Source organism: Flavobacterium lacustre (genome assembly GCF_027474525.2).
GTDB lineage: Bacteria > Bacteroidota > Bacteroidia > Flavobacteriales > Flavobacteriaceae > Flavobacterium > Flavobacterium lacustre.
The window spans coordinates 268502-292128 of record NZ_CP114882.2 but is presented as its reverse complement, the minus strand read 5'-3'; the positions used below and the strand labels follow the sequence as shown (position 1 = coordinate 292128).

Sequence of the window (23627 nt, the reverse complement as noted above, 5' to 3'; positions counted from 1 at the left end):
TTATATAAAGTTCTTTAATTTTATAAATGTTTAGCCTGTTGTTTGTTTAATTAATAGTTTTTTTGACTTTTTATTTCAAAATAATTGATGCTATTTTATTAATGAATAATTATAATAAAAAAAACCACCCCGTTATTAGGGGTGGTTTTAGTTTTTATTATAATTATTTAAAAGCAATAGTAATTAAATGCTCTTTTTAAAATTATTAGTTTTTAACTAAAGTAAAGGCGTATCCTTTTGAAGTAAAGGCAGGGAATTTTAAAGTTAAATTAATTGAACTTCCACAGAAACCAACTGTACCAGTACCATTAACACTTGTTACATCTCCTCCACCATAATTGTAATCTTCATTAGCAACAACTGTAACAGTTGCATCTGCATTGATTGTAACTAATAAATAAGAAGTGGCTGCATTTACTAAATAAGGATGATTTACATTGTTGATTCTGAATGTAGACGTTCCATCAGCTGCATTGTATTCTACAGGAACAATATCACCAACTGCATAATCTGACCAAGCATCTTTAGTAACTTTGTAATCGCCACTAAATGAACTTGCTGCTACAGGGAATTTTTCTGAAGCACCAATTTCTGACAAAGTATAAGTTGATCCAGATTTTGTTATTTGTGCAAGTTTGTAAAATCCTGAGAAACCACAAGCAGTTTTAGCTTCAGTAGTAATTGCTTTTGTAAAGGTGAATGTTTCATCATTGTATATCCCTGCTTGATTAAATGTCACAGATAAATCAATGTCAAAATTACCTTGAGACCCCAAGTCTTTAAATGATACAGCTTCAGCTACAACTAAATAATCACCATCTTCTAAAGTAGATAACATTTCATATGATTCAAATGCTGTTTTAGAATCATCGATAGATTTCACATCAGAATAATCCAAGTTTGTTATTCTAAGTTTAAAATCTGCAGCAGCAGTTGGTTTGATTAAATCACCAGCAACATCTTTAATAGAAGTACTCCATGATAAATCGGCAATTAGAGAACCTTCAGTATAATTCTGAATGTTAAATGAAACAGTAATTGGTGTTAACGAAGCGTTTGATGTTGTAACGTCTCCAACTTGTAAAGTCAATGTTTCTATACTTTCTTTTAACTTATCTTTTAGAATAGTAAGAGTACCAGTCGCAGATAATTGATAAGCAGGAATAGTTATTTGACTATCAACAGCGTAATCTGTTCCAGATGCAGTACCTGCAATTTGGAACACTTTTACGACTACATCCACACTTTGTGGTTTGTCAATATTTACTGTGAATTTATATTCATTATCACCCTCAATAATGGTAACTGGAGATGCAAAATCTGTAGTCACACTAAGTTTCACGTTTTGCGAAACTTCTAGAGTACTTTTTCCAGTCGCGTCATCTTTATCACAACTTACAAAAAGTAATGCAGTCAAAGAAAGTGCTGAAAATAAAAATTGTTTATATATTTTTTTCATCTTTTTTGTTTTTATATTATTCAACTATCTTTTCTAATACTTGATAAAATTCTCTAGAACCTCCACTACCAAGGTAGCCTAATGTCATTTTTAATTGGTCTCTACCATTTACATCATCTCTTACAACCACATTAGATGTAGCACATTTTGAAAGTGTTAAATCATTAGGGTTGGTTTGACAAGAAATTAAAGGTAATCCGTTACCCACGTTTGCTGTAACTCCGTCTGGAGCGAAAGCTGGAATTGTGATATTGTCATCTGCATCGATAACAAAGTAATATGTATTTGCACTAAATGGTCCTAAATAGTCATTTACTTTGTAAGTTGTAGCATCTACAGATTCAATTACAGTTTTTGCAGGCCAATCAGCCGCAGTATAGGTTAAAACACCGATTCTGTAATAAGTTGCATCTACACATTTGTATGTTCCTGAGAATCTTGTTCCAACTGCAATTTTTACTTTGTGACTGTTTTCATGAACTGAACCATTTGATACATGAGAAACAAAGCTTAATGTCCAATAGTCGCCAATTTGAAGGCTTCCATCATCTGAAGATAATGCAGACCCGCTGATGTTTAATCCAGCTATCAATTGATTATAAGTCACTGCAAAAGGCACACTTGTGTGTTGATTAGCAGTTGGTATAGTAATCGTTCTTAGTAAATTTTTGTTTGAAGTTATAATGTTACCTTCTTCATCTTTTGTACTAAAAGTTTTGTAAATATCTATACTTTCTATTTTTTCAGGACCTTGAAAAACTGAAAATTCACCTATGTAATCAGTGTCTTTACCATTACCTACTACATATCCTAAATTTTCTGATTTGAATATTACTTCTCCTCCTAATTCAGCATCACCTGTCAGCTCATCACTATCTTTTTCACAAGACACAAAAGTGAATCCTGCTAAAAGAAAAAGCGCTAAATAATATATTTTAAGTTTTTTCATTTTTAAATTTTTTAAATTTATTAAGTTAGTTCATCCACCATAATGGTGATGTTAATTTGTCACCACCAGTTAATGCAGCTGCAGCGGCTTGATAATTAACTTTGTTTAATGAGATTTCTTGTGAATTGTAATACAGTCTAGAAGGAATACTAGATTCAGCAGCACCAACAACAGGAGATAATACAGGATATCCTGTTCTTCTCCATTCTGTCCAAGCTTCGAAACCTTGACCAAAAAGTGCAATCCAAGATTGTTCTGCAATTTTTTGTCTTGAATCTGCTTGATTTCCTAATATTACATTTCCTTGTGTTATGTAAGTTGCAGCTAATGCTCCAATACCATTAAATGTAAAATTAGCATTAATACCATTGTTGTAGTATGTAGTTGCTGCTTCGCTTCCTCCAGAAATATATCCTTCATTTGCGGCTTCAGCTAATAAAAACTGAACTTGAGCATTTGATAGAATAACACCAGGAAGTTTTGGATTCAAGTAAAAAGAACCTAAAGAAGAAAATCCATTATAATTTCCAGGGTTTTCTTCACCAGGAATATTTCCAACAAATTCGTCATCATTATTTAAAGCTGCAAAAACATTTAATCTGCTATCGTTAAGAGATTCTAATTTAGAAACTAATACAGAACTCATTTTATATTCAGCTCTTGTACCATATACAATAGTTTCATAAATAGGATTAGCATCCGGTTGAGCGGCTAAATAGCTAATTTGAGCACTATCAGAATTAGAAGACATCAGTTTTCCGCTGTTAACTAATGCTTGGAGTTGTGTATTAACATTTTTTACTTTTGAAATTCTCATTAAAGCTTTGAATTTTAAAGAGTTTGCTAATTTTCTCCATTTTGTAACGTCACCTCCATATACTAAATCAGAACTAGCAGGAATATCGCCAGATCCACTTGCTAAAAGAGCATCTGCTTGTGTAAGTAAGTCAATTATTCCGTCATACACAACTTCTTGACTATCATAAACAGGTTTTAAATTTCCACTTTTATTAAATTCAGTGTAAGGAATTGGCCCGTAAAGATCTGTTAAGATTTGAAATCCATTAGCTTGTAAAATTAAAGAAACTCCTTGTAAGTTTGTGTTTCCTTCACTTTCAGCTAAAGTATACATAGATTGAGAGTCCGCAATTACAGAAGCGTAAAGAGTGTTCCATATCCCATCAATAGCACCTCTACGAGGAATGTATTTTTCTTCGTCATTGTATTGTACTTTAGACACATGCTGAGCCCAACACATCCCCATATCTCCACCTTGTTGCATGCCATAAATAGCATTTTGATTCACACGAACAATACTACCTAATAATAAGTGTGCAGGAACTGCAACTGGATTATTTGGGTCTGTATTAACTGTCTCGAAGTCTTTATCACAACTTGCACTAAAAAGCGCAATTAATGCAATAAATAATATTGATATTTTTTTCATAATTTTCTAATTATTAGATTTAAAATTTAACTGATACGTTAAACCCATAAGACCTTGCTGAAGGAATTTGTCCAAATTCCATACCTTGATTACCATTGCTGCTACTGAAACCAGTTTCTGGATCAATATGAGGTGTAGCTTTGTACAAGATTGCTAAATTTCTAGCAACTATAGAAAACTTGAAGTCTTGAAGTGTTGTTCCATTTAACCATTGTTTTGGGAATGTGTATCCTAAAGACATTTGTCTTAATTTTACATAAGTTGCGTCAAAGATTGCACTTTCTTCAATAGTATTTCCAAATGAAGATTGGTTAAATTCTTTTGCACCAACAACAACATTATTTTGAACATATCCACCTGCACCATCAGACATTACTCCATTACCAACAACACCAGTCTCACGACCGATTAATGTTTCTTCAAGAGTACCTGCATATCTACCCCAAGCATAAGTCATTGAGTGTACATCTCCACCAACTTTGGCATCAATTAATGTACTGAAATCAAATCCTTTATATTTGATAGTAAAGTTTGCTCCTCCTGTCCAATCTGGAGCAATATTCCCTAGTATTTTTTTGTCAGATTCGATAACAGGTAATCCATCTTCATAAATTACATTTCCTTCAGGATCTTTTGCAAATCCTCTACCAACTAATGAACCATAAGCTTCTCCAGTTCTAGCTTCCAAAGTTATACCCCATTGAGATCCTAAGATATAAGTATCAAGACCTCCTAATGAAGTTACTTTGTTGTTGTTTTTTGCAAAGTTTAAATCAATGTCAAAACTGAAATCTTTAGCTTTTATAGCTGTAACACCTAATTGCAATTCAATTCCTTTGTTTTCCATTGACGCAATATTATCCCAAACGCTTGTGAATCCTGTAGAAGCCGAAACTTGAATTGGCACTAATAAATCTGAACTGACTTTAGTGTAATAAGTACCAGCAAAACGAAGTCTGTTTTGGAAAGCATTTAAATCAATACCTATTTCTGTTCCAACAACAGTTTCAGGTTTTAAATTTGGATTGTATTGAGTGTTTGGAGTAGATGCTTGATTTCCCCAACCATTATTACTTAAACTGTAAGTTGAATTCAGGTTATATGCTCCTAAAGCTCCTGTTCCCCCAACTTTAGACCAACCTCCTCTTAATTTTATGTAATTAACAGCAGAATTTGTTGTGTTTAAAATTTCAGATAATACTAATGAACCTGAAACTGCAGGGTAGAAGAATGAATTGTTTGCAGCAGGAAGTACACTTGCCCAGTCATTTCTTCCAGAGAAATCCACAAAGAAGTAGTTTTTATAAGAAACCTGACCGAAACCATATAAAGATCCGATTCTAACTTCATTATAATTATTTCCAGATACTGGTGTAGATCCTGATTTTACATTAGATAAATTATAAAAATTTGGTAATTCTAATGCACTTATAGATCCAAAAGTTTGATTCACTTTTCTTCTCATTTGGTTAGCACCAAAATTTATTGTAAAACTGATGTCATCTGTAATACTTTTCTTGTACCCTAAAAGCGCTTCTGCATTTAATTCGGAATATCTTAAAGTATTTTCGTTATATGAACCATCTGGAGCACTATTAGACCCTAAAGCTTGTCTTCCAGTTGTTACTTGAGAATAATGATCTAATGAAACTTTACCAGTTGCAGTTAAATCTTTAGCAAGTTGATAAGACATAAAAGCAGATCCTGTAAGTCTGTCTTTATCAAATGTATTTCTGTTAGTTGCTAAAACCCAGTAAGGATTATTTTGGAAATTATTATTCCAGTTTAATGGAGTTCCCTCTCCAGCTGTACCGGCTGGTGCTAATGGTAAATTTCTCCAATCTTTCAAGTCTGCGAAATTAACACTTCTTGCAGACCAAATAAATTGTTGAGCTGCATTCTCATTGTTGTATCCTGCAATTGGTAAATTATTACTTTTATCATTAAAATACATTAACGATACTCCAGAAGATAATTTTTCGCTCAATTTGATGTTTCCATTTAAGCTAACTGTAAATTTCTTGAAATCAGTTGAAGGTAACATCCCTTTTTCGTCAGTGTTACCAACAGACATTCTGAAACTAGCATCTTCATTACCAGAAGATAATGATAAGTTGTTAGATGTCGAAATAGCAGTTTGGTAAAAATCTTTTACATTGTTTGCGTGAGATATCCAAGGTAGAGGAGCTCCTCCAACTTTGTATGAATCCCATTGAACAAAAGATAAACCTCTGTCTAATGCTGGACCCCAGCTTTCATCAACACCATCATTGTAACCTCCACCTGCACCATCAACAAATTCAAAATAATTTGAAGTTGAACCTTGACCGTATGAGTTTTGGAAACTTGGTAATACTAAAGGATTTGAAAATGTAGTATTTGTATTAAATGAAACTACACTTTTTGATTTTCCTGCTTTTCCAGATTTAGTTGTGATGATAATAACACCATTACTTGCTCTAAGACCGTACAATGCAGCTGCATTAGGTCCTTTAAGTACAGTCATACTTTCAATATCATCTGGACTTATGCTGGCAACTCCATTAGGTAAATCACGTCCACCACCTGAACCTGCATTACCATAAGATGAATTGTCAAAAGGTACACCATCAACAACAAATAACGCTTGGTTATTTCCTGTGATAGAAGAGTTACCTCTTAATACAACTCTTGAAGATGCTCCAACAGCACCAGAACTGTTTGTAACTTGAACCCCTGCAATTTTACCACTCAAGGCATTAACTAAATTGCTTTCTCTTGCTTCTGTTATGTCAGAACCTTTTACGCTCTGAGCAGCGTAACCAATTGCTTTTTCGGATTTTTTGATTCCTAAAGCAGTTACAACAACACCTTCCAGTTCAACTGAAGTATCTTTCAGTTTTACATTTAAATTTGTGGAAGAAGCTGTAATTTCTTGGGTTTTCATCCCAATGTAGCTAAAAATCAAGACTTGGCTTGATGATGCTTTGATAGAATATTTTCCATCAAAATCAGTTTGTGCTCCAGTTTTTGTCCCTTTTACTAATACACTCACGCCTGGTAATGGCAATCCTGCATTGTCGGAAACAACTCCTGAAACAGATCTCTCTTGCGCAAAAGTTAGTTGCGCCACAAGTACTACAAGTAGTACTAAGAATCCATTGAACTTTAGTTTCATTTTTAAATATTTTGAATTAGTGAGACAAAAATCTTAATAATTTGTTAACTTTCCTAACATTTGAATTGATTTTTTATGCACGCATTCAAAATTTAACATTATAACATATATTAATCGTAGTGTTATAAAACTTGAATTCTTGGCTTTTTTCGCTACCGTTTGCCATGGTTATTCTTAATAATCCGTTTTTGGTTTGAACTCCCATTCCTATGCCTAATCCGATTAAATTTTTATTTTTATTTTGGTTTTCAAGTGCTAATGGGTCTCTGTAGAAACAGTAGTCTGTAATTGTATTTAAAAATAATGTAGGTGAAAAGATATATCTGTATTCTGTAAGAATTGAAGTTGTAAATTGTGCTTGAAGGCTGTTCTCTGTGAAGCCTCTAACTGAGTTTATTCCGCCAAACCGATAGAGTTCGTTCAAAATATAGTTATTACTTTTTAAATAATAATTTTGTGTTTTTATGTTAATGCAGTTTTTTCTGTTTAAATAGAAATTATGCATAGCTTGAAGGTTTATGAAGAATTGATTTGATTTTTCTTGTATTTTTTCACTTGGATTATTGTCTCTTTTGCCTGTGGCCAATGTTAATTCTATTGTCGTCTTTTTTGGAAAAATAGGATTGTTGTAATCTGGTTTTGTGTGTTCCAGACTTGCTGTTAGGTATGAGTTATTAAAATCACTTATCAGTGAATTGTTTGTGTTTTGAATATCGCTGGATTCTGTTGATTGGAAGCCAATGTAAAATCTTGTATTGTAGTTACTCAAATAGCCTAATTCTATTATTTTTTTTGTGTTTTGAAAAATACTGTCTTGTTTGAAAATTTGAATTTGTGCTTTAAAGCCTAATGGGCTTTGGAATAAATAAGGGATTTCTATTCCTGCTTTAAACGTTTTTTGTTTGTTTCCGTCGCTTTTCCAATAAATTGAGAATTGTTCTCCTGTATGTAATATGTTTTCTAATTGTATATCTAAATAGCCGTTGAATAAAATTTTTTTGCTTTCATTGTTGGCAAAGCCTATAAATCCGTCAAAGGTGTTTGATTTTCTTTTTTCTAAATAAACATAAACTTTTGTGGTGTCTTTGGTCAGTAAAATTTCGGGATATTTTAATTGGCTTATGAATCCATATTTTTCGAAATCATTATAAATCTGTTTTAATAGGTCTTGGTTGAAGACTGTGTTTTTATATTTTCGATTGATTTGTTTTAAATGGCTTTTTGGAAAAGTGTCTTTAATGTCTTTTTTAGAAAATTTTGTTATAACAGAATTTAAGTGTCTTTCTTTATCGATGTCTGTAATTAAGTCAGCGTAAAGGATGTTTTTGTTCTTTTTAAGATTGATCAATTTAAATTTAGCTAGTGCAAACCCTTTTTGTTCTATTTTTTTTAATGTCTGATCAAGGAATGATTCAATTTCGTTGTATGGTATAATTAAAGTATCGTTTTCTTTATTGGTAGAAATGATGTTTCTTATAATTTGATTTGTACCTATATATATATGTATTGATTTTGTTTTTTTTCCTAAATCAAATTTTATAGTGTAAGTGCTGTCGTTTGCTTTTTTGTTTTCTACTGTCTTGTTTTCAAGGAATCCTATTTTAGTTAGCTCTTTAGATATTTTGTTTATTTCGTTACTTACTGATTTTATGCTGATGTGTTTAGAAATGTATTGTAAAGAGTCGATTGTTTTGGTTTCGATAATTGATGTCCCGATTATTTTTAATTGAAAATTTTGGGCATAAATACTTTGTCCAAAAATTATTAGAAGTAGAAAGAAGAGAATTGATTTCAAAAGATTATAAATTTTAATAAATATAATGCAAATATGGTTTGTTTTACAAGGAAATTTTAAGGTTTAATAATCTTGTTTAGGAAGTGTTAGGCGTGTTGTTTTATTTACGGTAAAATTTTCATATTGGTTATTCTGTATTTCATTAAAAAACAAATATTTACTTCATGTGAAAATTAATGAATTAAGGTTTGTGGAATAAAAAATATTTTATACATTTGCAACCCCGTAAAAAGCGGGAATTTAATATAATAAGAAATTTTTAGTATTAATTATGCCAACAATTCAACAATTAGTAAGAACAGGAAGAACTCAGATAACTAAGAAGAGTAAATCGGTTGCTTTAGATTCTTGTCCTCAAAGAAGAGGGGTTTGTACGCGTGTTTACACTACAACACCAAAAAAACCAAACTCTGCAATGCGTAAAGTAGCGCGTGTACGTTTGACAAATGGTAATGAAGTAAATGCCTACATCCCTGGTGAAGGACACAATTTACAAGAGCACTCGATAGTATTAGTTAGGGGTGGAAGGGTAAAAGATTTACCAGGAGTTAGATATCACATCGTTCGTGGTGCACTTGATACGTCAGGAGTAGCAGGAAGAACGCAAAGAAGATCTAAGTACGGAGCAAAACGCCCAAAAGAAGCAAAAAAGTAATTTAAAAAGTTTTTCTCATAGAAATGTGATTAATCGCAATTGTATGGGTATGACATTTTATTAAAAAAAAGACATGAGAAAAAGAGCGGCAAAGAAAAGACCACTTTTACCAGATCCAAGGTTTAATGACCAGTTGGTAACACGTTTTGTAAACAACTTAATGTGGGATGGTAAGAAATCAACAGCTTTTAAAGTTTTTTATGATGCAATTGACATTATAGAATCTAAAAAGCAAGATGCGGAGAAACCATCATTAGAAATTTGGAAAGATGCTTTAACAAACGTTATGCCTCACGTAGAAGTACGTAGTCGTAGAGTTGGAGGAGCTACATTTCAAATTCCAATGCAAATTCGTCCGGACAGAAAAATTTCTATGGCAATGAAGTGGTTAATACTTTATTCTAGAAGAAGAAATGAAAAATCTATGGCTCAAAGGTTAGCTTCTGAATGTTTAGCTGCGGCTAAAGAAGAAGGTGCTGCTGTTAAAAAGAGAATGGATACTCATAAAATGGCTGAAGCAAATAAAGCATTCTCACATTTTAGATTTTAATTCATAAGAAATGGCTAGAGATTTAAAATATACAAGAAATATTGGAATTGCTGCTCACATTGATGCTGGTAAAACAACAACAACGGAGCGTATATTATTCTATACAGGAAAATCACACAAAATTGGTGAAGTGCATGATGGTGCTGCAACAATGGACTGGATGGCACAAGAGCAAGAAAGAGGTATTACAATTACTTCTGCAGCAACAACTTGTGAATGGAATTTCCCGACTACACAAGGTAAAATTTTACCTGAAACATTGCCTTATCACTTTAATATTATCGATACTCCGGGACACGTTGACTTTACGGTTGAAGTAAACCGTTCTTTGCGTGTGCTTGATGGTTTAGTTTTCTTGTTTAGTGCTGTTGATGGTGTTGAGCCGCAATCAGAAACTAACTGGAGATTAGCAGATCAATACAGAGTTCCACGTATTGGATTCGTTAATAAAATGGATAGACAAGGATCTAACTTTTTGATGGTTTGTCAGCAAGTAAGAGATATGTTGAAATCAAATGCAGTTGCAATCACTTTGCCAATTGGTGAAGAAAATGATTTTAAAGGCGTTGTGGATTTGGTTAAAAATCAAGCTATAGTATGGCATGAAGAAGGTTTGGGAGCAACTTATGATATTGTGCCTATTCCGGAAGATATGCTTGAAGAAGTGAAAGAATACAGATCAATTCTTATTGAAGCGGTAGCTGATTATGATGAGAACTTGCTTGAAAAATTCATGGAAGATGAAGACTCAATTACTGAGGAAGAAATCAACATTGCTTTAAGAGCTGCTGTAATGGATATGGCTATCATTCCTATGATTGCTGGTTCTTCTTTCAAAAACAAAGGAGTTCAATTCATGTTAGATGCTGTATGTAAATATTTGCCATCTCCAATGGACAAAGAAGGTATTACCGGAATTCATCCTGATGATGCTGATTTGTTAGAAGAAGATCAAACTAAAATTTTGCGTAAGCCAGATGTTAAAGAGCCATTCGCTGCTTTAGCTTTTAAAATTGCTACTGACCCATTCGTAGGTCGTTTAGCTTTCTTCCGTGCTTACTCAGGACGTTTAGATGCTGGTTCTTATGTTTTGAACACTCGTTCAGGAAATAAAGAAAGAATTTCTCGTATCTACCAAATGCATGCTAACAAGCAAAACCCAATCGAGTATATTGAAGCAGGTGATATTGGAGCGGCAGTTGGATTTAAAGATATTAAAACTGGAGATACATTGTGTGATGAAAAACACCCAATTATTCTTGAGTCAATGAAATTCCCTGCTCCGGTAATTGGTATTGCTATTGAGCCTAAAACTAAGGCTGACGTAGATAAAATGGGTATGGCTTTGGCTAAGTTAGCTGAAGAAGATCCGACGTTTACAGTTAGAACAGACGAAGCTTCAGGGCAAACTATTATCTCGGGTATGGGTGAGCTTCACTTAGATATCCTAGTAGATAGAATGAGACGTGAATTCAAAGTTGAAGTAAACCAAGGTGAGCCTCAAGTTGAATACAAAGAAGCCTTTACTAAAAAAGCACAACACAGAGAAACATACAAAAAACAATCTGGAGGTCGTGGTAAATTCGGTGATATCGTATTTATACTTGAGCCGGCAGATGAAGTTGATGGTAAAGCTCCTGTTGGATTGCAGTTTGTAAATGCTGTAAAAGGTGGTAACGTTCCAAAAGAATATATTCCATCTGTTGAAAAAGGATTTAGAGAAGCTATGAAAACGGGTCCTTTAGCAGGATATCAGGTAGATAGTTTGAAAGTAACTTTATTAGATGGATCTTTTCACCCTGTCGATTCAGATGCACTCTCTTTTGAGTTAGCTGCAAGAATGGGGTATAGAGAAGTTGCGAAAGCTGCTGGAGCTGTTATTCTTGAGCCAATCATGAAAATGGAAGTTATTACACCAGAAGAAAACATGGGAGATATCGTAGGTGATATTAACCGTCGTAGAGGTCAGGTGAATGACATGGGTGACAGAGCAGGTGCTAAAACTATTAAAGCTGATGTTCCATTATCAGAAATGTTTGGATATGTTACTACTTTGAGAACTTTATCTTCAGGTCGTGCAACTTCAACAATGGAATTTTCACACTACTCCGAAACGCCTTCTAATATATCAGAAGCAGTTATCAAAAAAGCAAAAGGAAACGCTTAATCTTTAAGAAAATGAGTCAAAAAATCAGAATAAAACTAAAATCTTACGATCACATGTTGGTAGACAAGTCTGCTGAAAAGATTGTAAAAACGGTTAAGAGTACCGGAGCAGTAGTAACTGGACCAATTCCATTACCAACTCATAAAAAACTTTTCACTGTATTACGTTCTCCACACGTTAACAAAAAAGCGAGAGAGCAATTTGAAGTAATGTCATATAAGAGATTAATTGATATTTACTCATCTTCATCAAAAACTATTGATGCCTTGATGAAACTTGAATTGCCTAGTGGTGTTGAAGTAGAGATCAAAGTTTAAATAGCTTACTAGTAAGAAAAGAACGCTGTTTTTAAACGAAAAATATTTTTTAGGATTGTATGTAAATAAGTTATACATTTGCACCTCTTAAAAAAATAGGATTCGCTTAAAAGCTGCGTTCTATATTTATATTTAATAATTAATAATTAATATTTATGTCTGGGTTAATTGGTAGAAAAATCGGCATGACAAGTATTTTTGATGCAAACGGGAAGAATATTCCTTGTACTGTAATCGAAGCTGGTCCATGTGTTGTTACCCAAGTCAGAACCAAAGGTGTTGACGGGTACGAAGCGTTGCAACTTGGTTTCGATGACAAAAACGAGAAACATTCCACAAAAGCGGCTTTAGGTCACTTTAAAAAAGCGGGAACTGTAGCTAAGAAAAAAGTCGTTGAATTCCAAAATTTTGCAACTGAACAAAAATTAGGAGATCTTATTGATGTTTCTATTTTTGAAGAAGGAGAGTTTGTAGATGTACAGGGTGTATCTAAAGGTAAAGGTTTTCAAGGGGTTGTTAAACGTCACGGTTTTGGTGGTGTTGGACAAGCAACTCATGGTCAACACAACCGTTTAAGAGCGCCAGGTTCTGTAGGAGCTTCTTCTTATCCATCTAGAGTATTCAAAGGAATGCGTATGGCTGGAAGAATGGGAGGAGATAATGTAAAAGTTCAAAACCTTAGAGTTTTAAAAGTAGTTGCTGAAAAGAATCTACTTGTTATTAAAGGATGTGTTCCTGGTCATAACAACTCTTATGTAATCATTCAGAAGTAATGGAAGCAAAAGTATTAGATTTCAACGGAAAAGATACTGGAAGAAAAGTTCAACTTTCTGATTCAGTATTTGGTATAGAACCAAACAATCATGCAGTATACCTTGATGTTAAGCAATATCTTGCTAATCAAAGACAAGGAACGCACAAAGCTAAAGAAAGAGCTGAAGTAGCGGGAAGTACTCGTAAGATAAAAAAACAAAAAGGAACTGGTACTGCTCGTGCGGGTAGTGCAAAGAATCCATTGTTTAAAGGTGGTGGAACTGTTTTTGGACCAAGACCAAGAAGTTATTCATTCAAATTGAATAAAAGCTTGAAACGATTGGCTAGAAAATCAGCTTTCTCAATTAAAGCAAAAGAGTCGAACATTATCGTTCTTGAAGACTTTAATTTTGAAACGCCAAACACTAAAAATTTCATCAATGTTTTGAAAGCTTTAGAGTTAGAAAATAAAAAATCCCTGTTTGTGTTGGGTGATACAAATAAAAATGTATATTTGTCGTCACGCAATTTAAAAGGCTCTAGCGTAGTAAGCAGCTTAGAATTAAGTACTTACGCTATATTAAATGCTAATAATTTAGTGCTTTTAGAGAGTTCTTTGGAGATAATTGAAGAAAATTTAAGTAAATAATAGGATATGAGCATCATAATTAAGCCTATAGTAACGGAGAAAGTAACCAAAGAAAGTGAAGTTTTAAACCGCTTCGGATTCGTTGTTGATAAAAAAGCAAACAAAGTACAAATTAAGAAAGCTGTTGAAGCTGCTTATGGAGTAACTATTTTGAGTGTTAACACGATGAACGTAAGACCGGATAGAACTACAAAATACACTAAAAGTGGTTTAATCAGTGGAAAGACGAATGCAATTAAAAAAGCAATTGTTCAAGTACAAGAAGGAGAAACAATTGATTTTTACAACAATATCTAAGATAAAATGTCAGTAAGAAAATTAAAACCTATTACCCCAGGTCAGCGATTTAGAGTTGTGAATGGTTATGACGCCATTACAACTGATAAGCCGGAACGCTCTTTGATAGCGCCGATAAAAAACTCTGGTGGTAGAAATAGTCAAGGAAAGATGACCATGCGTTATACGGGTGGTGGTCACAAGCAGAGATATCGTATCATTGATTTTAAACGTACAAAAGAAGGAATTCCTGCTACGGTTAAATCAATTGAGTATGATCCAAATCGTACTGCATTTATCGCTTTGTTAGCTTACGCTGATGGAGAGAAAACGTATGTTATTGCTCAAAACGGATTGAAAGTTGGTCAGAAATTAGTTTCTGGTCCAGAATCACAACCTGAAATTGGTAATACTTTACCTTTAAGTAGAGTTCCGCTTGGAACTGTAATTTCTTGTATTGAATTGAGACCAGGACAAGGAGCTGTAATCGCTCGTTCTGCTGGAACATTTGCTCAATTAATGGCAAGAGATGGAAAATATGCAACAATTAAAATGCCTTCTGGGGAAACAAGATTAATCTTGTTGACGTGTTCGGCTACAATTGGAGCGGTTTCTAATTCAGACCACCAATTAGTTGTATCTGGTAAAGCAGGTAGAACAAGATGGTTAGGAAGAAGACCTAGAACAAGACCTGTTGCAATGAACCCTGTCGATCACCCAATGGGTGGTGGTGAAGGACGTTCTTCTGGTGGACATCCACGTTCAAGAAATGGAATACCAGCTAAAGGTTATAGAACTCGTTCTAAGAAAAACCCGAGTAACAAGTATATCGTAGAACGTAGAAAGAAATAATAAGATATGGCACGTTCATTAAAAAAAGGACCTTTTGTTCATTATAAGTTAGACAAGAAAGTTCAAGAAAACATTGAAAAAGGAAATAAAGGAGTGGTTAAGACTTGGTCTAGAGCTTCTATGATTACTCCAGACTTTGTTGGACAGACAATCGCAGTTCATAACGGTCGTCAATTTGTACCAGTTTACGTAACAGAAAATATGGTAGGTCACAAATTAGGAGAATTTTCACCAACTAGATCTTTTAGAGGTCACGCTGGAGCAAAAAATAAAGGTAAAAAATAAGAAGCAATGGGAGTTCGTAAAAGAGAAACAGCAGATGCAAGAAAAGAGGCTAACAAGTCATTGGCTTTTGCAAAGTTAAATAACTGCCCTACTTCACCTAGAAAAATGCGCTTAGTAGCAGATCTAGTAAGAGGTCAGAAGGTAGAAAGAGCACTTAACATCTTAAGATTTAGTTCTAAAGAAGCTTCAAGAAAATTAGAAAAATTGGTTTTATCAGTAATTGCCAACTGGCAAGCTAAAAACCCTGAATCTAATATGGAAGAAGCTGGTTTATTTGTTAAGGAAATTCGTGTAGATGGTGGAATGATGTTAAAAAGACTTCGTCCAGCTCCACAAGGAAGAGCACACAGAATAAGAAAACGTTCTAATCACGTAACAATCGTGCTTGGAGCTATCAATAACACACAAAGCAATTCTTAAGCAGCATGGGACAAAAGACAAATCCAATTGGAAATAGACTTGGTATCATCAGAGGATGGGACTCAAACTGGTATGGTGGAAATGATTACGGTGATAAACTTGCCGAAGATCACAAAATCAGAAAGTATATCCATGCTCGTTTATCAAAAGCTAGTGTATCAAAAGTAATCATTGAGAGAACTTTGAAACTTGTAACCGTTACTATCACTACTGCAAGACCTGGTATTATTATTGGGAAAGGTGGACAAGAGGTAGACAAGTTAAAAGAAGAACTTAAGAAAATTACTGACAAAGAGGTTCAAATCAACATCTTTGAAATTAAAAGACCTGAACTTGACGCGTATCTAGTTGCTACAAGCATCTGTCGTCAAATCGAAAGCCGTATTTCTTACAGACGTGCAATCAAAATGGCTATTGCTGCTTCTATGCGTATGAACGCTGAAGGTATCAAAGTTTTGATTTCTGGTCGTTTGAATGGTGCAGAGATGGCTCGTTCAGAAGGTTTCAAAGAAGGTAGAATTCCTCTATCAACTTTCAGAGCTGATATTGATTATGCTTTGGCTGAAGCTCATACTACTTATGGTAGAATGGGAATCAAAGTATGGATCATGAAAGGTGAAGTTTATGGAAAGAGAGATCTTTCTCCACTTGCTGGAATGGACAAAAAACAATCTGGTGCTGGTGGTAAAGGTGGTGATTCTCCAAGAGGAGATAGAAAACCCTTTAATAAAGGTGGAAAACCAGACGCTCGTAAAAGAAAGTAAATTTTTAAACTAAAGAAAAATGTTACAGCCTAAAAGAACAAAATACCGTAAGGTACAAAAAGGTAAAATGAAAGGGAACTCTCAAAGAGGGCATGAACTTTCTAATGGAATGTTTGGTATTAAATCTGTACATGAAGATGGAATGTTCTTAACCTCTCGTCAAATCGAAGCTGCGCGTATTGCTGCAACTCGTTTTATGAAAAGAGAAGGACAATTATGGATCAAAATATTTCCAGACAAACCTATCACTAAGAAACCTCTTGAGGTACGTATGGGTAAAGGTAAAGGTGCCGTTGAATATTGGGCTGCCATTGTTAAACCCGGAAGAATAATGTTTGAAGTTGGAGGAGTACCTTTGTCAGTTGCAAAAGAGGCGTTACGTCTTGCAGCTCAAAAGCTTCCAGTAAAAACTAAATTCGTTGTTGCTAGAGATTTCGAAGCATAATAATCTATATTATATTATGAAACAATCAGAAATAAAAGATCTTTCTGCAGCGGAGTTGCAAGAAAAACTTAGCCAGACTAAGAAAACATATGCTGACCTAAAAATGGCTCATGCTATTTCACCAATTGAAAATCCACTTCAAATTAGAAGTGTAAGAAGAACAGTTGCGAGACTAGCTACAGAGCTTACTAAAAGAGAGTTACAATAATTGTATTCTGCTGAAAGATGGAAGAAAAAAGAAATTTAAGAAAAGAGAGAGTTGGTGTTGTTACTTCAAACAAAATGGATAAATCCATTGTGGTTGCACAAGTGACTAAAGTAAAACACCCATTATACGGTAAGTTCGTGTTGAAAACAAAGAAATTTGTTGCGCATGACGAAACAAACGACTGTAACATTGGAGATACTGTAAGAATTAGCGAAACGCGTCCTTTGAGTAAATCAAAATGTTGGAGATTAGTTGAAATCCTAGAAAGAGCTAAATAATTATGGTACAACAAGAATCAAGACTAAAAGTAGCAGATAACACAGGAGCTAAAGAAGTTTTAACTATCCGTGTTTTAGGAGGTACCAAAAGAAGGTATGCCTCTGTTGGTGACAAGATTGTAGTTTCTATCAAAGATGCAACTCCAAACGGAAACGTTAAAAAAGGAGCTGTTTCAACTGCAGTTGTTGTACGTACCAAAAAAGAAGTGAGAAGAGCCGATGGTTCTTATATCCGTTTCGATGATAATGCATGTGTTCTTTTGAATGCTGCAGGGGAAATGAGAGGAACTCGTGTTTTTGGTCCAGTAGCAAGAGAACTTCGTGAAAAACAATTCATGAAAATTGTATCATTAGCACCAGAAGTGCTTTAATTCGTTTTAAGATGATAAAGCTAAAAATAAAATCAGGTGACATTGTAAGAGTAATTGCTGGAGACCATAAAGGTGCTGAAGGTAAAGTTTTACGTGTTTATCGTGAGAAGAATAAAGCGATTGTTGAAGGTGTAAACATGGTTTCAAAACATACGAAACCGAGTGCAAAAAGCCCTCAAGGTGGTATCGTAAAGAAAGAAGCTTCAATACAAATATCTAATATTTCACTTATTGATCCTAAAACTAAGGAAACAACGAGAGTAGGAATTAGAGTAGAAGGAGATAAGAAAGTAAGATTTTCAAAAAAATCTAATCAAGTACTATAGTAATGGCGTATATACCTAGACTAAAAGAAGAATATAAGAGCAGAGTAATTGCTGCTCTTAAAGAGGAATTCGGATACGTAAACGTAATGCAAGTTCCAAAATTGGAAAAAATCGTTTTAAGTAAAGGAGTTGGTGCAGCTGTATCTGATAAAAAACTAATTGACTATGCAGTTGATGAGTTAACAAAGATCACTGGACAGAAAGCAGTATCTACAATATCAAAGAAAGACGTTGCGTCTTTTAAATTGAGAAAAGGGATGCCTATTGGAGCAAAAGTAACTTTGCGAGGAGAAAGAATGTATGAGTTTTTAGATAGACTTATTACTTCTGCTTTACCACGTGTAAGAGACTTTAGTGGTATTAAAGCTACTGGTTTTGATGGAAGAGGTAATTATAACTTAGGAGTTTTGGAACAAATCATTTTCCCAGAAATTGATATTGATAAAGTAAACAAAATTTCAGGAATGGATATTTCTTTTGTTACTACTGCAAAAACTGATAAGGAAGCAAAGTCATTATTGGCTGAATTAGGATTACCTTTTAAAAAGAATTAAGACATGGCTAAAGAATCAATGAAAGCCCGCGAGGTTAAGAGAGAAAAAACTGTAGCTAAGTATGCTGAGAAAAGAAAAGCTTTGTTAGAAGCTGGAGATTTCGTAGGTTTGCAAAAATTACCGAAAAATGCTTCACCAGTTCGTTTACACAATCGTTGTAAATTAACAGGTAGACCAAGAGGTTATATTCGTCAATTTGGTATTTCACGTGTAACATTCCGTGAGATGGCTAATAACGGATTAATCCCTGGTGTTAAAAAAGCATCTTGGTAATCAAACATTTATAAATTGGTTTCAGGTTCGATAAAATAGTTTTATTGAAAACCAAAACCGCAAATTAATACACATGTATACAGATCCTATTGCAGATTATTTGACAAGAGTTCGTAACGCTGTGGCTGCAAACCACAAAGTTGTTGAAATTCCTGCATCTAATCTAAAAAAAGAAATAACTAAGATCTTATTTGATCAAGGTTATATCTTGAGTTACAAATTTGAAGACAACGCTGTTCAGGGTTCAATCAAAATCGCTTTGAAGTATGATAAAGATACTAAAGAGTCTGTAATTAAAGATATCCAAAGAATTAGTAAACCAGGTTTACGTAAGTATTCAGGTTCTTCATCCATTCCAAGAATCCTTAACGGATTAGGTATTGCTATCGTTTCTACATCTAAAGGTTTGATGACTGGAAAAAAAGCAAAACAATTGAACGTAGGTGGTGAAGTAATTTGTTACGTTTACTAATCATTAAAATAGTAGAAGATGTCAAGAATAGGTAAAAATCCGGTTGTAATCCCTGCTGGTGTAACTGTTGAAGTTGCAAATGGTATAATTACAGTAAAAGGAAAAAATGGTCAACTAACACAGGAGTTTTCGGACGTTACTGTAACAGTTGAAGACGGTCAAGTTCAAGTTGATAGAGCGTCTGATCACAAAGACCAAAGAGCAAAACACGGATTGTATAGATCTTTAATCAATAATATGATTATCGGTGTAACAGATGGTTTTACAAAATCATTAGAATTGGTAGGAGTTGGTTATAGAGCTTCAAATCAAGGACAAAAATTAGATTTAGCTCTTGGATATTCACATAATATTGTTTTAGAAATTGCTCCAGAAGTAACTTTGGAGACGATATCTGAAAAAGGTAAAAACCCTATTGTGAAATTAACATCATTTGACAAACAACTTTTAGGTCAGGTAGCTGCGAAAATCAGAGGTTTCCGTAAGCCAGAGCCATACAAAGGAAAAGGTGTTAAATTTGTAGGTGAAGTATTAAGAAGAAAAGCAGGTAAATCAGCTTAAAAAATAAGATTATGTCATTAACAAAACCTGAAAGAAGACAAAGAATTAGATTCAGAATTAGAAAAACGATTAGTGGTACTGCTACAAATCCAAGACTATCTGTATTTAGAAGTAACAAAGAAATTTATGCTCAACTTATTGATGACGTAAACGGAGTTACTTTATTGGCGGCTTCTTCAAGAGAAAAAGAAATAGGTAACGGTACGAATATTGAAGTTGCTACAGCAGTTGGAAAACTAGTTGCTGAAAAAGCTTTAAAAGCTGGGATAGAAACAGTAACTTTCGATAGAGGAGGTTATTTATATCACGGTCGTATTAAATCATTAGCGGAAGGCGCAAGAGCGGCTGGACTTAAATTCTAATATAGTATGTCTAATAAATACAAGAATGTAGAGTTAGTAAAACCAAGTGGTCTTGAATTAAAAGATCGTTTGGTGAGTGTTAATCGTGTTACTAAGGTTACAAAGGGTGGTAGAGCTTTTGGTTTTTCTGCTATTGTAGTTGTAGGTGATGAAAATGGTGTTGTTGGTCATGGATTAGGAAAATCTAAAGATGTTTCTGAAGCAATTGCGAAAGCAGTAGAAGATGCTAAGAAAAATTTAGTAAAAATTCCTTTGAATGGTCAATCAGTTCCTCACGAACAAAAAGGTAAATTTGGTGGTGCACGTGTATTCTTAATTCCTGCCTCTCATGGTACAGGAGTTATTGCTGGTGGAGCTGTTCGTTCAGTTCTTGAATCAGTAGGAATTCATGATGTATTATCTAAATCTCAAGGATCTTCAAATCCTCACAATGTAGTGAAAGCAACTTTTGATGCTTTATTACAAATGAGAAGTGCTTATACTGTTGCAAAACAAAGAGGTGTTTCTTTAGAAAAAGTTTTTAAAGGTTAATTCAAGGAAATTATGGCTAAATTATTAGTAAAACAAGTTAGAAGCAAAATCAATTGCCCTCTAACTCAAAAAAGAGGTTTGGAAGCTTTAGGTCTACGTAAAATGGGACAAGTTGTAGAGCATGATTCAAATCCTACAATCCTTGGGATGATAAATAAAGTTAAACACTTAGTTTCTGTTGAAGAAACTAAATAACAAATACTGTTATGAATTTAAGTAACTTACAACCTGCTGAAGGTTCTACACACAATCAAAATAAAAGATTAGGTAGAGGAGAAGGTTCTGGAAAAGGTGGTACTTCTGCAAGAGGTCACAAAGGAGCAAAATCTCGTTCTGGTTATTCTAAAAAGATTGGTTTTGAAGGTGGTCAAATGCCTCTTCAAAGACGTGTGCCTAAGTTTGGTTTCACAAACATCAATCGTAAAGAATACGAAGGTGTTAATCTTGATACGCTTCAATTATTAGTTGATAATGGTGTGATTACAGATGCTGTTGATATGACAGTTTATGTTGCAAATCGTTTGGCTACCAAAAATGAAATCGTTAAGATTTTAGGAAGAGGAGAACTGAAAGCTAAATTAAAGGTAACCGCTCACAAATTTACTGCTACTGCAAAAGCTGCTATTGAAGCTGCTGGAGGAGAAGCTGTAACAATATAATTTTTCAATTAAGATGAAGAAATTTATTGAATCAATAAGTAATGTTTGGAAAATCGAAGAACTGAAAAACAGAATCTTAATTACATTAGGATTGCTTTTAGTTTACCGTTTTGGTGCACACGTTACACTTCCAGGAATTGATGCAACTCAATTGAATAGTTTAGCAGGACAAACCAAAGATGGTATAGGTTCTATTCTAGATATGTTTACGGGAGGTGCTTTTTCTAAAGCTTCAGTTTTTGCTTTAGGTATTATGCCTTATATTTCTGCATCTATTGTTGTTCAGTTAATGGGAATTGCGATTCCATATTTGCAAAAACTTCAAAGTGATGGAGAAAGTGGTAGAAAGAAGATTAATCAAATTACACGTTGGTTAACAATAGGTATTACTTTGGTTCAAGGGCCAACTTATATCTATAATCTATATAGAACTTTACCTAGTAATGCATTTTTATTAGGATTTAATTCTTTTGAATTCTTATTTTCTTCAGTTATTATCTTGGTTACAGGTACTGTTTTCGCTATGTGGCTTGGAGAAAAAATCACTGACAAAGGAATTGGAAATGGTATATCATTATTGATTATGGTTGGTATTTTAGCTAGATTACCTCAGGCTTTTATACAAGAATTTACAACCAGAGTTACCAATAATAATGGTGGGCCAATGTTGCTTGTAATCGAAATTATTGTTTGGTTATTGGTAATTATTGCATGTGTATTGTTAGTAATGGCAGTTAGAAAAATACCTGTTCAATATGCTCGTCGTACTTCTTCAGGAGATTACGAACAAGATTTAATGGGTGGTAATAGACAGTGGATTCCTTTGAAGTTAAACGCTTCAGGTGTTATGCCAATTATATTTGCTCAGGCAATTATGTTTATACCTGCTGCGGTTGCTGGATTGTCTAAGTCAGATGCGTCACAATCAATTGTTGGTGCTTTTAGTAACATGTTTGGATTTTGGTATAATTTTGTTTTTGCAACTTTGATAGTTGTTTTTACATTCTTTTATACTGCAATCACTGTGCCTACTAACAAAATGTCTGATGATTTAAAAAGAAGTGGTGGTTTTATTCCTGGTGTTAGACCTGGTGTAGAAACATCTGATTTTCTTGACAAAGTGATGTCTTTAATAACTTTCCCCGGATCTTTATTTCTTGCACTAATCGCTGTGTTCCCGGCAATTGTTGTAAGCGTTATGGATGTTCAACAATCTTGGGCAATGTTCTTTGGAGGTACTTCATTAATAATTATGGTTGGTGTTGCCATAGATACAATTCAACAAATTAATTCATACTTGTTAAACAAACATTATGATGGTTTAATGAAAAGTGGTAAAAATAGAAAAGCAGTAGCTTAACTTATGGCAAAACAATCAGCAATAGAACAAGACGGATCAATCATTGAAGCATTGTCAAATGCTATGTTTCGTGTAGAGTTAGAAAATGGACATATTGTAATTGCACATATATCTGGAAAAATGCGTATGCATTATATCAAATTATTACCTGGTGATAAAGTGAAACTAGAAATGAGCCCTTACGATTTGTCAAAAGCAAGAATTACTTATAGATATTAAAGGATATTCAAAATGAAAGTTAGAGCTTCAGTAAAAAAGAGAAGTCCCGAGTGCAAAATTGTGCGAAGAAAAGGGAGATTGTACGTAATAAACAAAAAGAATCCTAGATTTAAACAAAGACAAGGATAATTATGGCAAGAATAGCAGGGGTAGATATCCCAAAAAATAAGAGAGGTGTTATAGCACTTACCTACATCTTCGGATTAGGAAAAAGTAGAGCAATTGAGATTTTAGATAAAGCTCAAGTTAGCCAAGACAAAAAAGTTCAAGATTGGAATGATGATGAGATCGGAGCAATTCGTGAAGCAGTATCAGCTTTTAAGATTGAAGGAGAATTACGTTCTGAAGTTTCTTTAAACATCAAACGTTTAATGGATATTGGTTGTTACAGAGGTATTCGTCATAGATCAGGTCTTCCATTAAGAGGGCAAAGAACTAAAAACAACTCTAGAACAAGAAAAGGTAAAAGAAAAACTGTTGCTAACAAGAAAAAAGCAACTAAATAATAAGTAA

The 23627-nt window shown here is 33.9% G+C and carries 33 protein-coding genes; 28 read left to right on the top strand and 5 right to left on the bottom strand.

All coding sequences use genetic code 11. The features are described from left to right. Positions 1–205 precede the first annotated feature (205 nt). The 5 genes from O6P34_RS01445 to O6P34_RS01425 all read right to left on the bottom strand — a co-directional run bounded on the left by O6P34_RS01445 (position 206) and on the right by O6P34_RS01425 (position 8807). Positions 206–1459, bottom strand: a complete 1254-nt coding sequence (locus O6P34_RS01445; protein ID WP_269685560.1) for a hypothetical protein — start codon at positions 1457–1459, stop codon at positions 206–208. A gap of 16 nt (positions 1460–1475) precedes the next feature. Continuing rightward, complete coding sequence (locus O6P34_RS01440) at positions 1476–2408, bottom strand: hypothetical protein (protein ID WP_269685559.1); 933 nt, start codon at positions 2406–2408, stop codon at positions 1476–1478. A gap of 25 nt (positions 2409–2433) precedes the next feature. Further along, positions 2434–3855, bottom strand: a complete 1422-nt coding sequence (locus O6P34_RS01435) for a SusD/RagB family nutrient-binding outer membrane lipoprotein (RefSeq protein ID WP_269685558.1) — start codon at positions 3853–3855, stop codon at positions 2434–2436. Positions 3856–3874: 19 nt separating this feature from the next. Beyond that, positions 3875–7012: a SusC/RagA family TonB-linked outer membrane protein gene (locus O6P34_RS01430; protein WP_269685557.1), complete on the bottom strand. Its 3138-nt coding sequence runs from the start codon at positions 7010–7012 to the stop codon at positions 3875–3877. 85 nt (positions 7013–7097) lie between these two features. Then, positions 7098–8807 (bottom strand): BamA/TamA family outer membrane protein, encoded by a 1710-nt coding sequence (locus O6P34_RS01425; protein WP_269685556.1) that lies wholly within the window; start codon positions 8805–8807, stop codon positions 7098–7100. A gap of 271 nt (positions 8808–9078) precedes the next feature. Between O6P34_RS01425 and rpsL the strand changes: the two genes are divergently transcribed. The 28 genes from rpsL to rpsM all read left to right on the top strand — a co-directional run bounded on the left by rpsL (position 9079) and on the right by rpsM (position 23620). Next, positions 9079–9462 (top strand): 30S ribosomal protein S12, encoded by a 384-nt coding sequence (rpsL, locus tag O6P34_RS01420; protein ID WP_007136570.1) that lies wholly within the window; start codon positions 9079–9081, stop codon positions 9460–9462. Positions 9463–9535: 73 nt separating this feature from the next. After that, a complete protein-coding gene (gene rpsG / locus O6P34_RS01415; RefSeq protein ID WP_035668130.1) occupies positions 9536–10012 on the top strand; it encodes a 30S ribosomal protein S7 in 477 nt (158 codons plus the stop codon). 10 nt (positions 10013–10022) lie between these two features. Beyond that, entirely contained in the window at positions 10023–12179 is a 2157-nt protein-coding gene (gene fusA / locus O6P34_RS01410) for an elongation factor G (RefSeq protein ID WP_269685555.1), read from the top strand. A gap of 11 nt (positions 12180–12190) precedes the next feature. Next, on the top strand, positions 12191–12496 hold the full coding sequence (gene rpsJ, locus O6P34_RS01405; RefSeq protein WP_011963470.1) for a 30S ribosomal protein S10: 306 nt from the start codon (positions 12191–12193) through the stop codon (positions 12494–12496). Positions 12497–12651: 155 nt separating this feature from the next. Beyond that, positions 12652–13269, top strand: coding sequence for a 50S ribosomal protein L3 (gene rplC / locus O6P34_RS01400; RefSeq protein WP_269685554.1), 618 nt, complete (start codon positions 12652–12654; stop codon positions 13267–13269). Further along, positions 13269–13898, top strand: a complete 630-nt coding sequence (gene rplD, locus O6P34_RS01395; protein WP_035668126.1) for a 50S ribosomal protein L4 — start codon at positions 13269–13271, stop codon at positions 13896–13898. The genes rplC and rplD overlap by 1 nt, the downstream gene beginning before the upstream one ends. Before the next feature lie 6 nt (positions 13899–13904). Then, positions 13905–14195 carry a 50S ribosomal protein L23 gene (gene rplW, locus O6P34_RS01390; protein WP_035668124.1) on the top strand — a complete coding sequence of 97 codons (291 nt, stop codon included), beginning with the start codon at positions 13905–13907 and terminating at the stop codon, positions 14193–14195. A gap of 6 nt (positions 14196–14201) precedes the next feature. After that, on the top strand, positions 14202–15026 hold the full coding sequence (gene rplB, locus O6P34_RS01385) for a 50S ribosomal protein L2 (RefSeq protein ID WP_035668122.1): 825 nt from the start codon (positions 14202–14204) through the stop codon (positions 15024–15026). A gap of 6 nt (positions 15027–15032) precedes the next feature. After that, positions 15033–15311: a 30S ribosomal protein S19 gene (gene rpsS / locus O6P34_RS01380; RefSeq protein ID WP_014085019.1), complete on the top strand. Its 279-nt coding sequence runs from the start codon at positions 15033–15035 to the stop codon at positions 15309–15311. A 6-nt stretch (positions 15312–15317) separates the two neighbouring features. Next, positions 15318–15731, top strand: a complete 414-nt coding sequence (gene rplV / locus O6P34_RS01375) for a 50S ribosomal protein L22 (RefSeq protein ID WP_269685553.1) — start codon at positions 15318–15320, stop codon at positions 15729–15731. A 5-nt stretch (positions 15732–15736) separates the two neighbouring features. Continuing rightward, entirely contained in the window at positions 15737–16495 is a 759-nt protein-coding gene (gene rpsC, locus O6P34_RS01370) for a 30S ribosomal protein S3 (protein WP_035668118.1), read from the top strand. A 19-nt stretch (positions 16496–16514) separates the two neighbouring features. Continuing rightward, positions 16515–16940 (top strand): 50S ribosomal protein L16, encoded by a 426-nt coding sequence (gene rplP / locus O6P34_RS01365; protein ID WP_269685552.1) that lies wholly within the window; start codon positions 16515–16517, stop codon positions 16938–16940. 16 nt (positions 16941–16956) lie between these two features. Then, positions 16957–17148 carry a 50S ribosomal protein L29 gene (gene rpmC / locus O6P34_RS01360; protein WP_047774317.1) on the top strand — a complete coding sequence of 64 codons (192 nt, stop codon included), beginning with the start codon at positions 16957–16959 and terminating at the stop codon, positions 17146–17148. Between the two features lie 17 nt (positions 17149–17165). Next, a complete protein-coding gene (gene rpsQ / locus O6P34_RS01355; protein WP_026707010.1) occupies positions 17166–17426 on the top strand; it encodes a 30S ribosomal protein S17 in 261 nt (86 codons plus the stop codon). Positions 17427–17428: 2 nt separating this feature from the next. Continuing rightward, on the top strand, positions 17429–17797 hold the full coding sequence (gene rplN, locus O6P34_RS01350) for a 50S ribosomal protein L14 (RefSeq protein ID WP_007803649.1): 369 nt from the start codon (positions 17429–17431) through the stop codon (positions 17795–17797). 11 nt (positions 17798–17808) lie between these two features. Beyond that, on the top strand, positions 17809–18123 hold the full coding sequence (rplX, locus tag O6P34_RS01345) for a 50S ribosomal protein L24 (protein ID WP_035668111.1): 315 nt from the start codon (positions 17809–17811) through the stop codon (positions 18121–18123). Between the two features lie 2 nt (positions 18124–18125). Beyond that, positions 18126–18677 (top strand): 50S ribosomal protein L5, encoded by a 552-nt coding sequence (gene rplE, locus O6P34_RS01340; protein ID WP_131917005.1) that lies wholly within the window; start codon positions 18126–18128, stop codon positions 18675–18677. Between the two features lie 3 nt (positions 18678–18680). After that, complete coding sequence (gene rpsN / locus O6P34_RS01335; protein ID WP_121337687.1) at positions 18681–18950, top strand: 30S ribosomal protein S14; 270 nt, start codon at positions 18681–18683, stop codon at positions 18948–18950. A 73-nt stretch (positions 18951–19023) separates the two neighbouring features. Continuing rightward, positions 19024–19422 (top strand): 30S ribosomal protein S8, encoded by a 399-nt coding sequence (gene rpsH, locus O6P34_RS01330; protein ID WP_269685551.1) that lies wholly within the window; start codon positions 19024–19026, stop codon positions 19420–19422. An 18-nt stretch (positions 19423–19440) separates the two neighbouring features. Continuing rightward, entirely contained in the window at positions 19441–19983 is a 543-nt protein-coding gene (gene rplF, locus O6P34_RS01325; protein ID WP_269685550.1) for a 50S ribosomal protein L6, read from the top strand. A gap of 11 nt (positions 19984–19994) precedes the next feature. Beyond that, positions 19995–20345: a 50S ribosomal protein L18 gene (gene rplR, locus O6P34_RS01320; RefSeq protein WP_114753106.1), complete on the top strand. Its 351-nt coding sequence runs from the start codon at positions 19995–19997 to the stop codon at positions 20343–20345. 6 nt (positions 20346–20351) lie between these two features. After that, positions 20352–20876, top strand: a complete 525-nt coding sequence (rpsE, locus tag O6P34_RS01315) for a 30S ribosomal protein S5 (RefSeq protein WP_269685549.1) — start codon at positions 20352–20354, stop codon at positions 20874–20876. Positions 20877–20888: 12 nt separating this feature from the next. Continuing rightward, positions 20889–21071: a 50S ribosomal protein L30 gene (gene rpmD, locus O6P34_RS01310; RefSeq protein WP_035668100.1), complete on the top strand. Its 183-nt coding sequence runs from the start codon at positions 20889–20891 to the stop codon at positions 21069–21071. An 11-nt stretch (positions 21072–21082) separates the two neighbouring features. Beyond that, positions 21083–21535: a 50S ribosomal protein L15 gene (gene rplO, locus O6P34_RS01305; RefSeq protein WP_269685548.1), complete on the top strand. Its 453-nt coding sequence runs from the start codon at positions 21083–21085 to the stop codon at positions 21533–21535. A 13-nt stretch (positions 21536–21548) separates the two neighbouring features. Continuing rightward, entirely contained in the window at positions 21549–22895 is a 1347-nt protein-coding gene (gene secY / locus O6P34_RS01300) for a preprotein translocase subunit SecY (RefSeq protein ID WP_269685547.1), read from the top strand. A 3-nt stretch (positions 22896–22898) separates the two neighbouring features. Then, entirely contained in the window at positions 22899–23114 is a 216-nt protein-coding gene (infA, locus tag O6P34_RS01295) for a translation initiation factor IF-1 (RefSeq protein WP_007136545.1), read from the top strand. Between the two features lie 12 nt (positions 23115–23126). After that, positions 23127–23243 (top strand): type B 50S ribosomal protein L36, encoded by a 117-nt coding sequence (gene ykgO, locus O6P34_RS01290; RefSeq protein WP_008992256.1) that lies wholly within the window; start codon positions 23127–23129, stop codon positions 23241–23243. Positions 23244–23245: 2 nt separating this feature from the next. After that, the gene (rpsM, locus tag O6P34_RS01285; protein WP_269685546.1) at positions 23246–23620 is read left to right on the top strand and encodes a 30S ribosomal protein S13; all 375 of its coding nucleotides are present in this window, start codon (positions 23246–23248) and stop codon (positions 23618–23620) included. The last annotated feature ends 7 nt before the right edge of the window (positions 23621–23627 follow it).

Excerpts from the sequence above, each read along its gene's own strand:
- O6P34_RS01445 (WP_269685560.1), bottom strand. The coding sequence starts at position 1,459 with ATGAAAAAAATATATAAACAATTTTTATTTTCAGCACTTTCTTTGACT.
- O6P34_RS01440 (WP_269685559.1), bottom strand. The coding sequence starts at position 2,408 with ATGAAAAAACTTAAAATATATTATTTAGCGCTTTTTCTTTTAGCAGGA.
- O6P34_RS01435 (WP_269685558.1), bottom strand. The coding sequence starts at position 3,855 with ATGAAAAAAATATCAATATTATTTATTGCATTAATTGCGCTTTTTAGT.
- O6P34_RS01430 (WP_269685557.1), bottom strand. The coding sequence starts at position 7,012 with ATGAAACTAAAGTTCAATGGATTCTTAGTACTACTTGTAGTACTTGTG.
- rpsL (WP_007136570.1), top strand. The coding sequence starts at position 9,079 with ATGCCAACAATTCAACAATTAGTAAGAACAGGAAGAACTCAGATAACT.
- rpsG (WP_035668130.1), top strand. The coding sequence starts at position 9,536 with ATGAGAAAAAGAGCGGCAAAGAAAAGACCACTTTTACCAGATCCAAGG.
- fusA (WP_269685555.1), top strand. The coding sequence starts at position 10,023 with ATGGCTAGAGATTTAAAATATACAAGAAATATTGGAATTGCTGCTCAC.
- rpsJ (WP_011963470.1), top strand. The coding sequence starts at position 12,191 with ATGAGTCAAAAAATCAGAATAAAACTAAAATCTTACGATCACATGTTG.
- rplC (WP_269685554.1), top strand. The coding sequence starts at position 12,652 with ATGTCTGGGTTAATTGGTAGAAAAATCGGCATGACAAGTATTTTTGAT.
- rplD (WP_035668126.1), top strand. The coding sequence starts at position 13,269 with ATGGAAGCAAAAGTATTAGATTTCAACGGAAAAGATACTGGAAGAAAA.
- rplW (WP_035668124.1), top strand. The coding sequence starts at position 13,905 with ATGAGCATCATAATTAAGCCTATAGTAACGGAGAAAGTAACCAAAGAA.
- rplB (WP_035668122.1), top strand. The coding sequence starts at position 14,202 with ATGTCAGTAAGAAAATTAAAACCTATTACCCCAGGTCAGCGATTTAGA.
- rpsS (WP_014085019.1), top strand. The coding sequence starts at position 15,033 with ATGGCACGTTCATTAAAAAAAGGACCTTTTGTTCATTATAAGTTAGAC.
- rplV (WP_269685553.1), top strand. The coding sequence starts at position 15,318 with ATGGGAGTTCGTAAAAGAGAAACAGCAGATGCAAGAAAAGAGGCTAAC.
- rpsC (WP_035668118.1), top strand. The coding sequence starts at position 15,737 with ATGGGACAAAAGACAAATCCAATTGGAAATAGACTTGGTATCATCAGA.
- rplP (WP_269685552.1), top strand. The coding sequence starts at position 16,515 with ATGTTACAGCCTAAAAGAACAAAATACCGTAAGGTACAAAAAGGTAAA.
- rpmC (WP_047774317.1), top strand. The coding sequence starts at position 16,957 with ATGAAACAATCAGAAATAAAAGATCTTTCTGCAGCGGAGTTGCAAGAA.
- rpsQ (WP_026707010.1), top strand. The coding sequence starts at position 17,166 with ATGGAAGAAAAAAGAAATTTAAGAAAAGAGAGAGTTGGTGTTGTTACT.
- rplN (WP_007803649.1), top strand. The coding sequence starts at position 17,429 with ATGGTACAACAAGAATCAAGACTAAAAGTAGCAGATAACACAGGAGCT.
- rplX (WP_035668111.1), top strand. The coding sequence starts at position 17,809 with ATGATAAAGCTAAAAATAAAATCAGGTGACATTGTAAGAGTAATTGCT.
- rplE (WP_131917005.1), top strand. The coding sequence starts at position 18,126 with ATGGCGTATATACCTAGACTAAAAGAAGAATATAAGAGCAGAGTAATT.
- rpsN (WP_121337687.1), top strand. The coding sequence starts at position 18,681 with ATGGCTAAAGAATCAATGAAAGCCCGCGAGGTTAAGAGAGAAAAAACT.
- rpsH (WP_269685551.1), top strand. The coding sequence starts at position 19,024 with ATGTATACAGATCCTATTGCAGATTATTTGACAAGAGTTCGTAACGCT.
- rplF (WP_269685550.1), top strand. The coding sequence starts at position 19,441 with ATGTCAAGAATAGGTAAAAATCCGGTTGTAATCCCTGCTGGTGTAACT.
- rplR (WP_114753106.1), top strand. The coding sequence starts at position 19,995 with ATGTCATTAACAAAACCTGAAAGAAGACAAAGAATTAGATTCAGAATT.
- rpsE (WP_269685549.1), top strand. The coding sequence starts at position 20,352 with ATGTCTAATAAATACAAGAATGTAGAGTTAGTAAAACCAAGTGGTCTT.
- rpmD (WP_035668100.1), top strand. The coding sequence starts at position 20,889 with ATGGCTAAATTATTAGTAAAACAAGTTAGAAGCAAAATCAATTGCCCT.
- rplO (WP_269685548.1), top strand. The coding sequence starts at position 21,083 with ATGAATTTAAGTAACTTACAACCTGCTGAAGGTTCTACACACAATCAA.
- secY (WP_269685547.1), top strand. The coding sequence starts at position 21,549 with ATGAAGAAATTTATTGAATCAATAAGTAATGTTTGGAAAATCGAAGAA.
- infA (WP_007136545.1), top strand. The coding sequence starts at position 22,899 with ATGGCAAAACAATCAGCAATAGAACAAGACGGATCAATCATTGAAGCA.
- ykgO (WP_008992256.1), top strand. The coding sequence starts at position 23,127 with ATGAAAGTTAGAGCTTCAGTAAAAAAGAGAAGTCCCGAGTGCAAAATT.
- rpsM (WP_269685546.1), top strand. The coding sequence starts at position 23,246 with ATGGCAAGAATAGCAGGGGTAGATATCCCAAAAAATAAGAGAGGTGTT.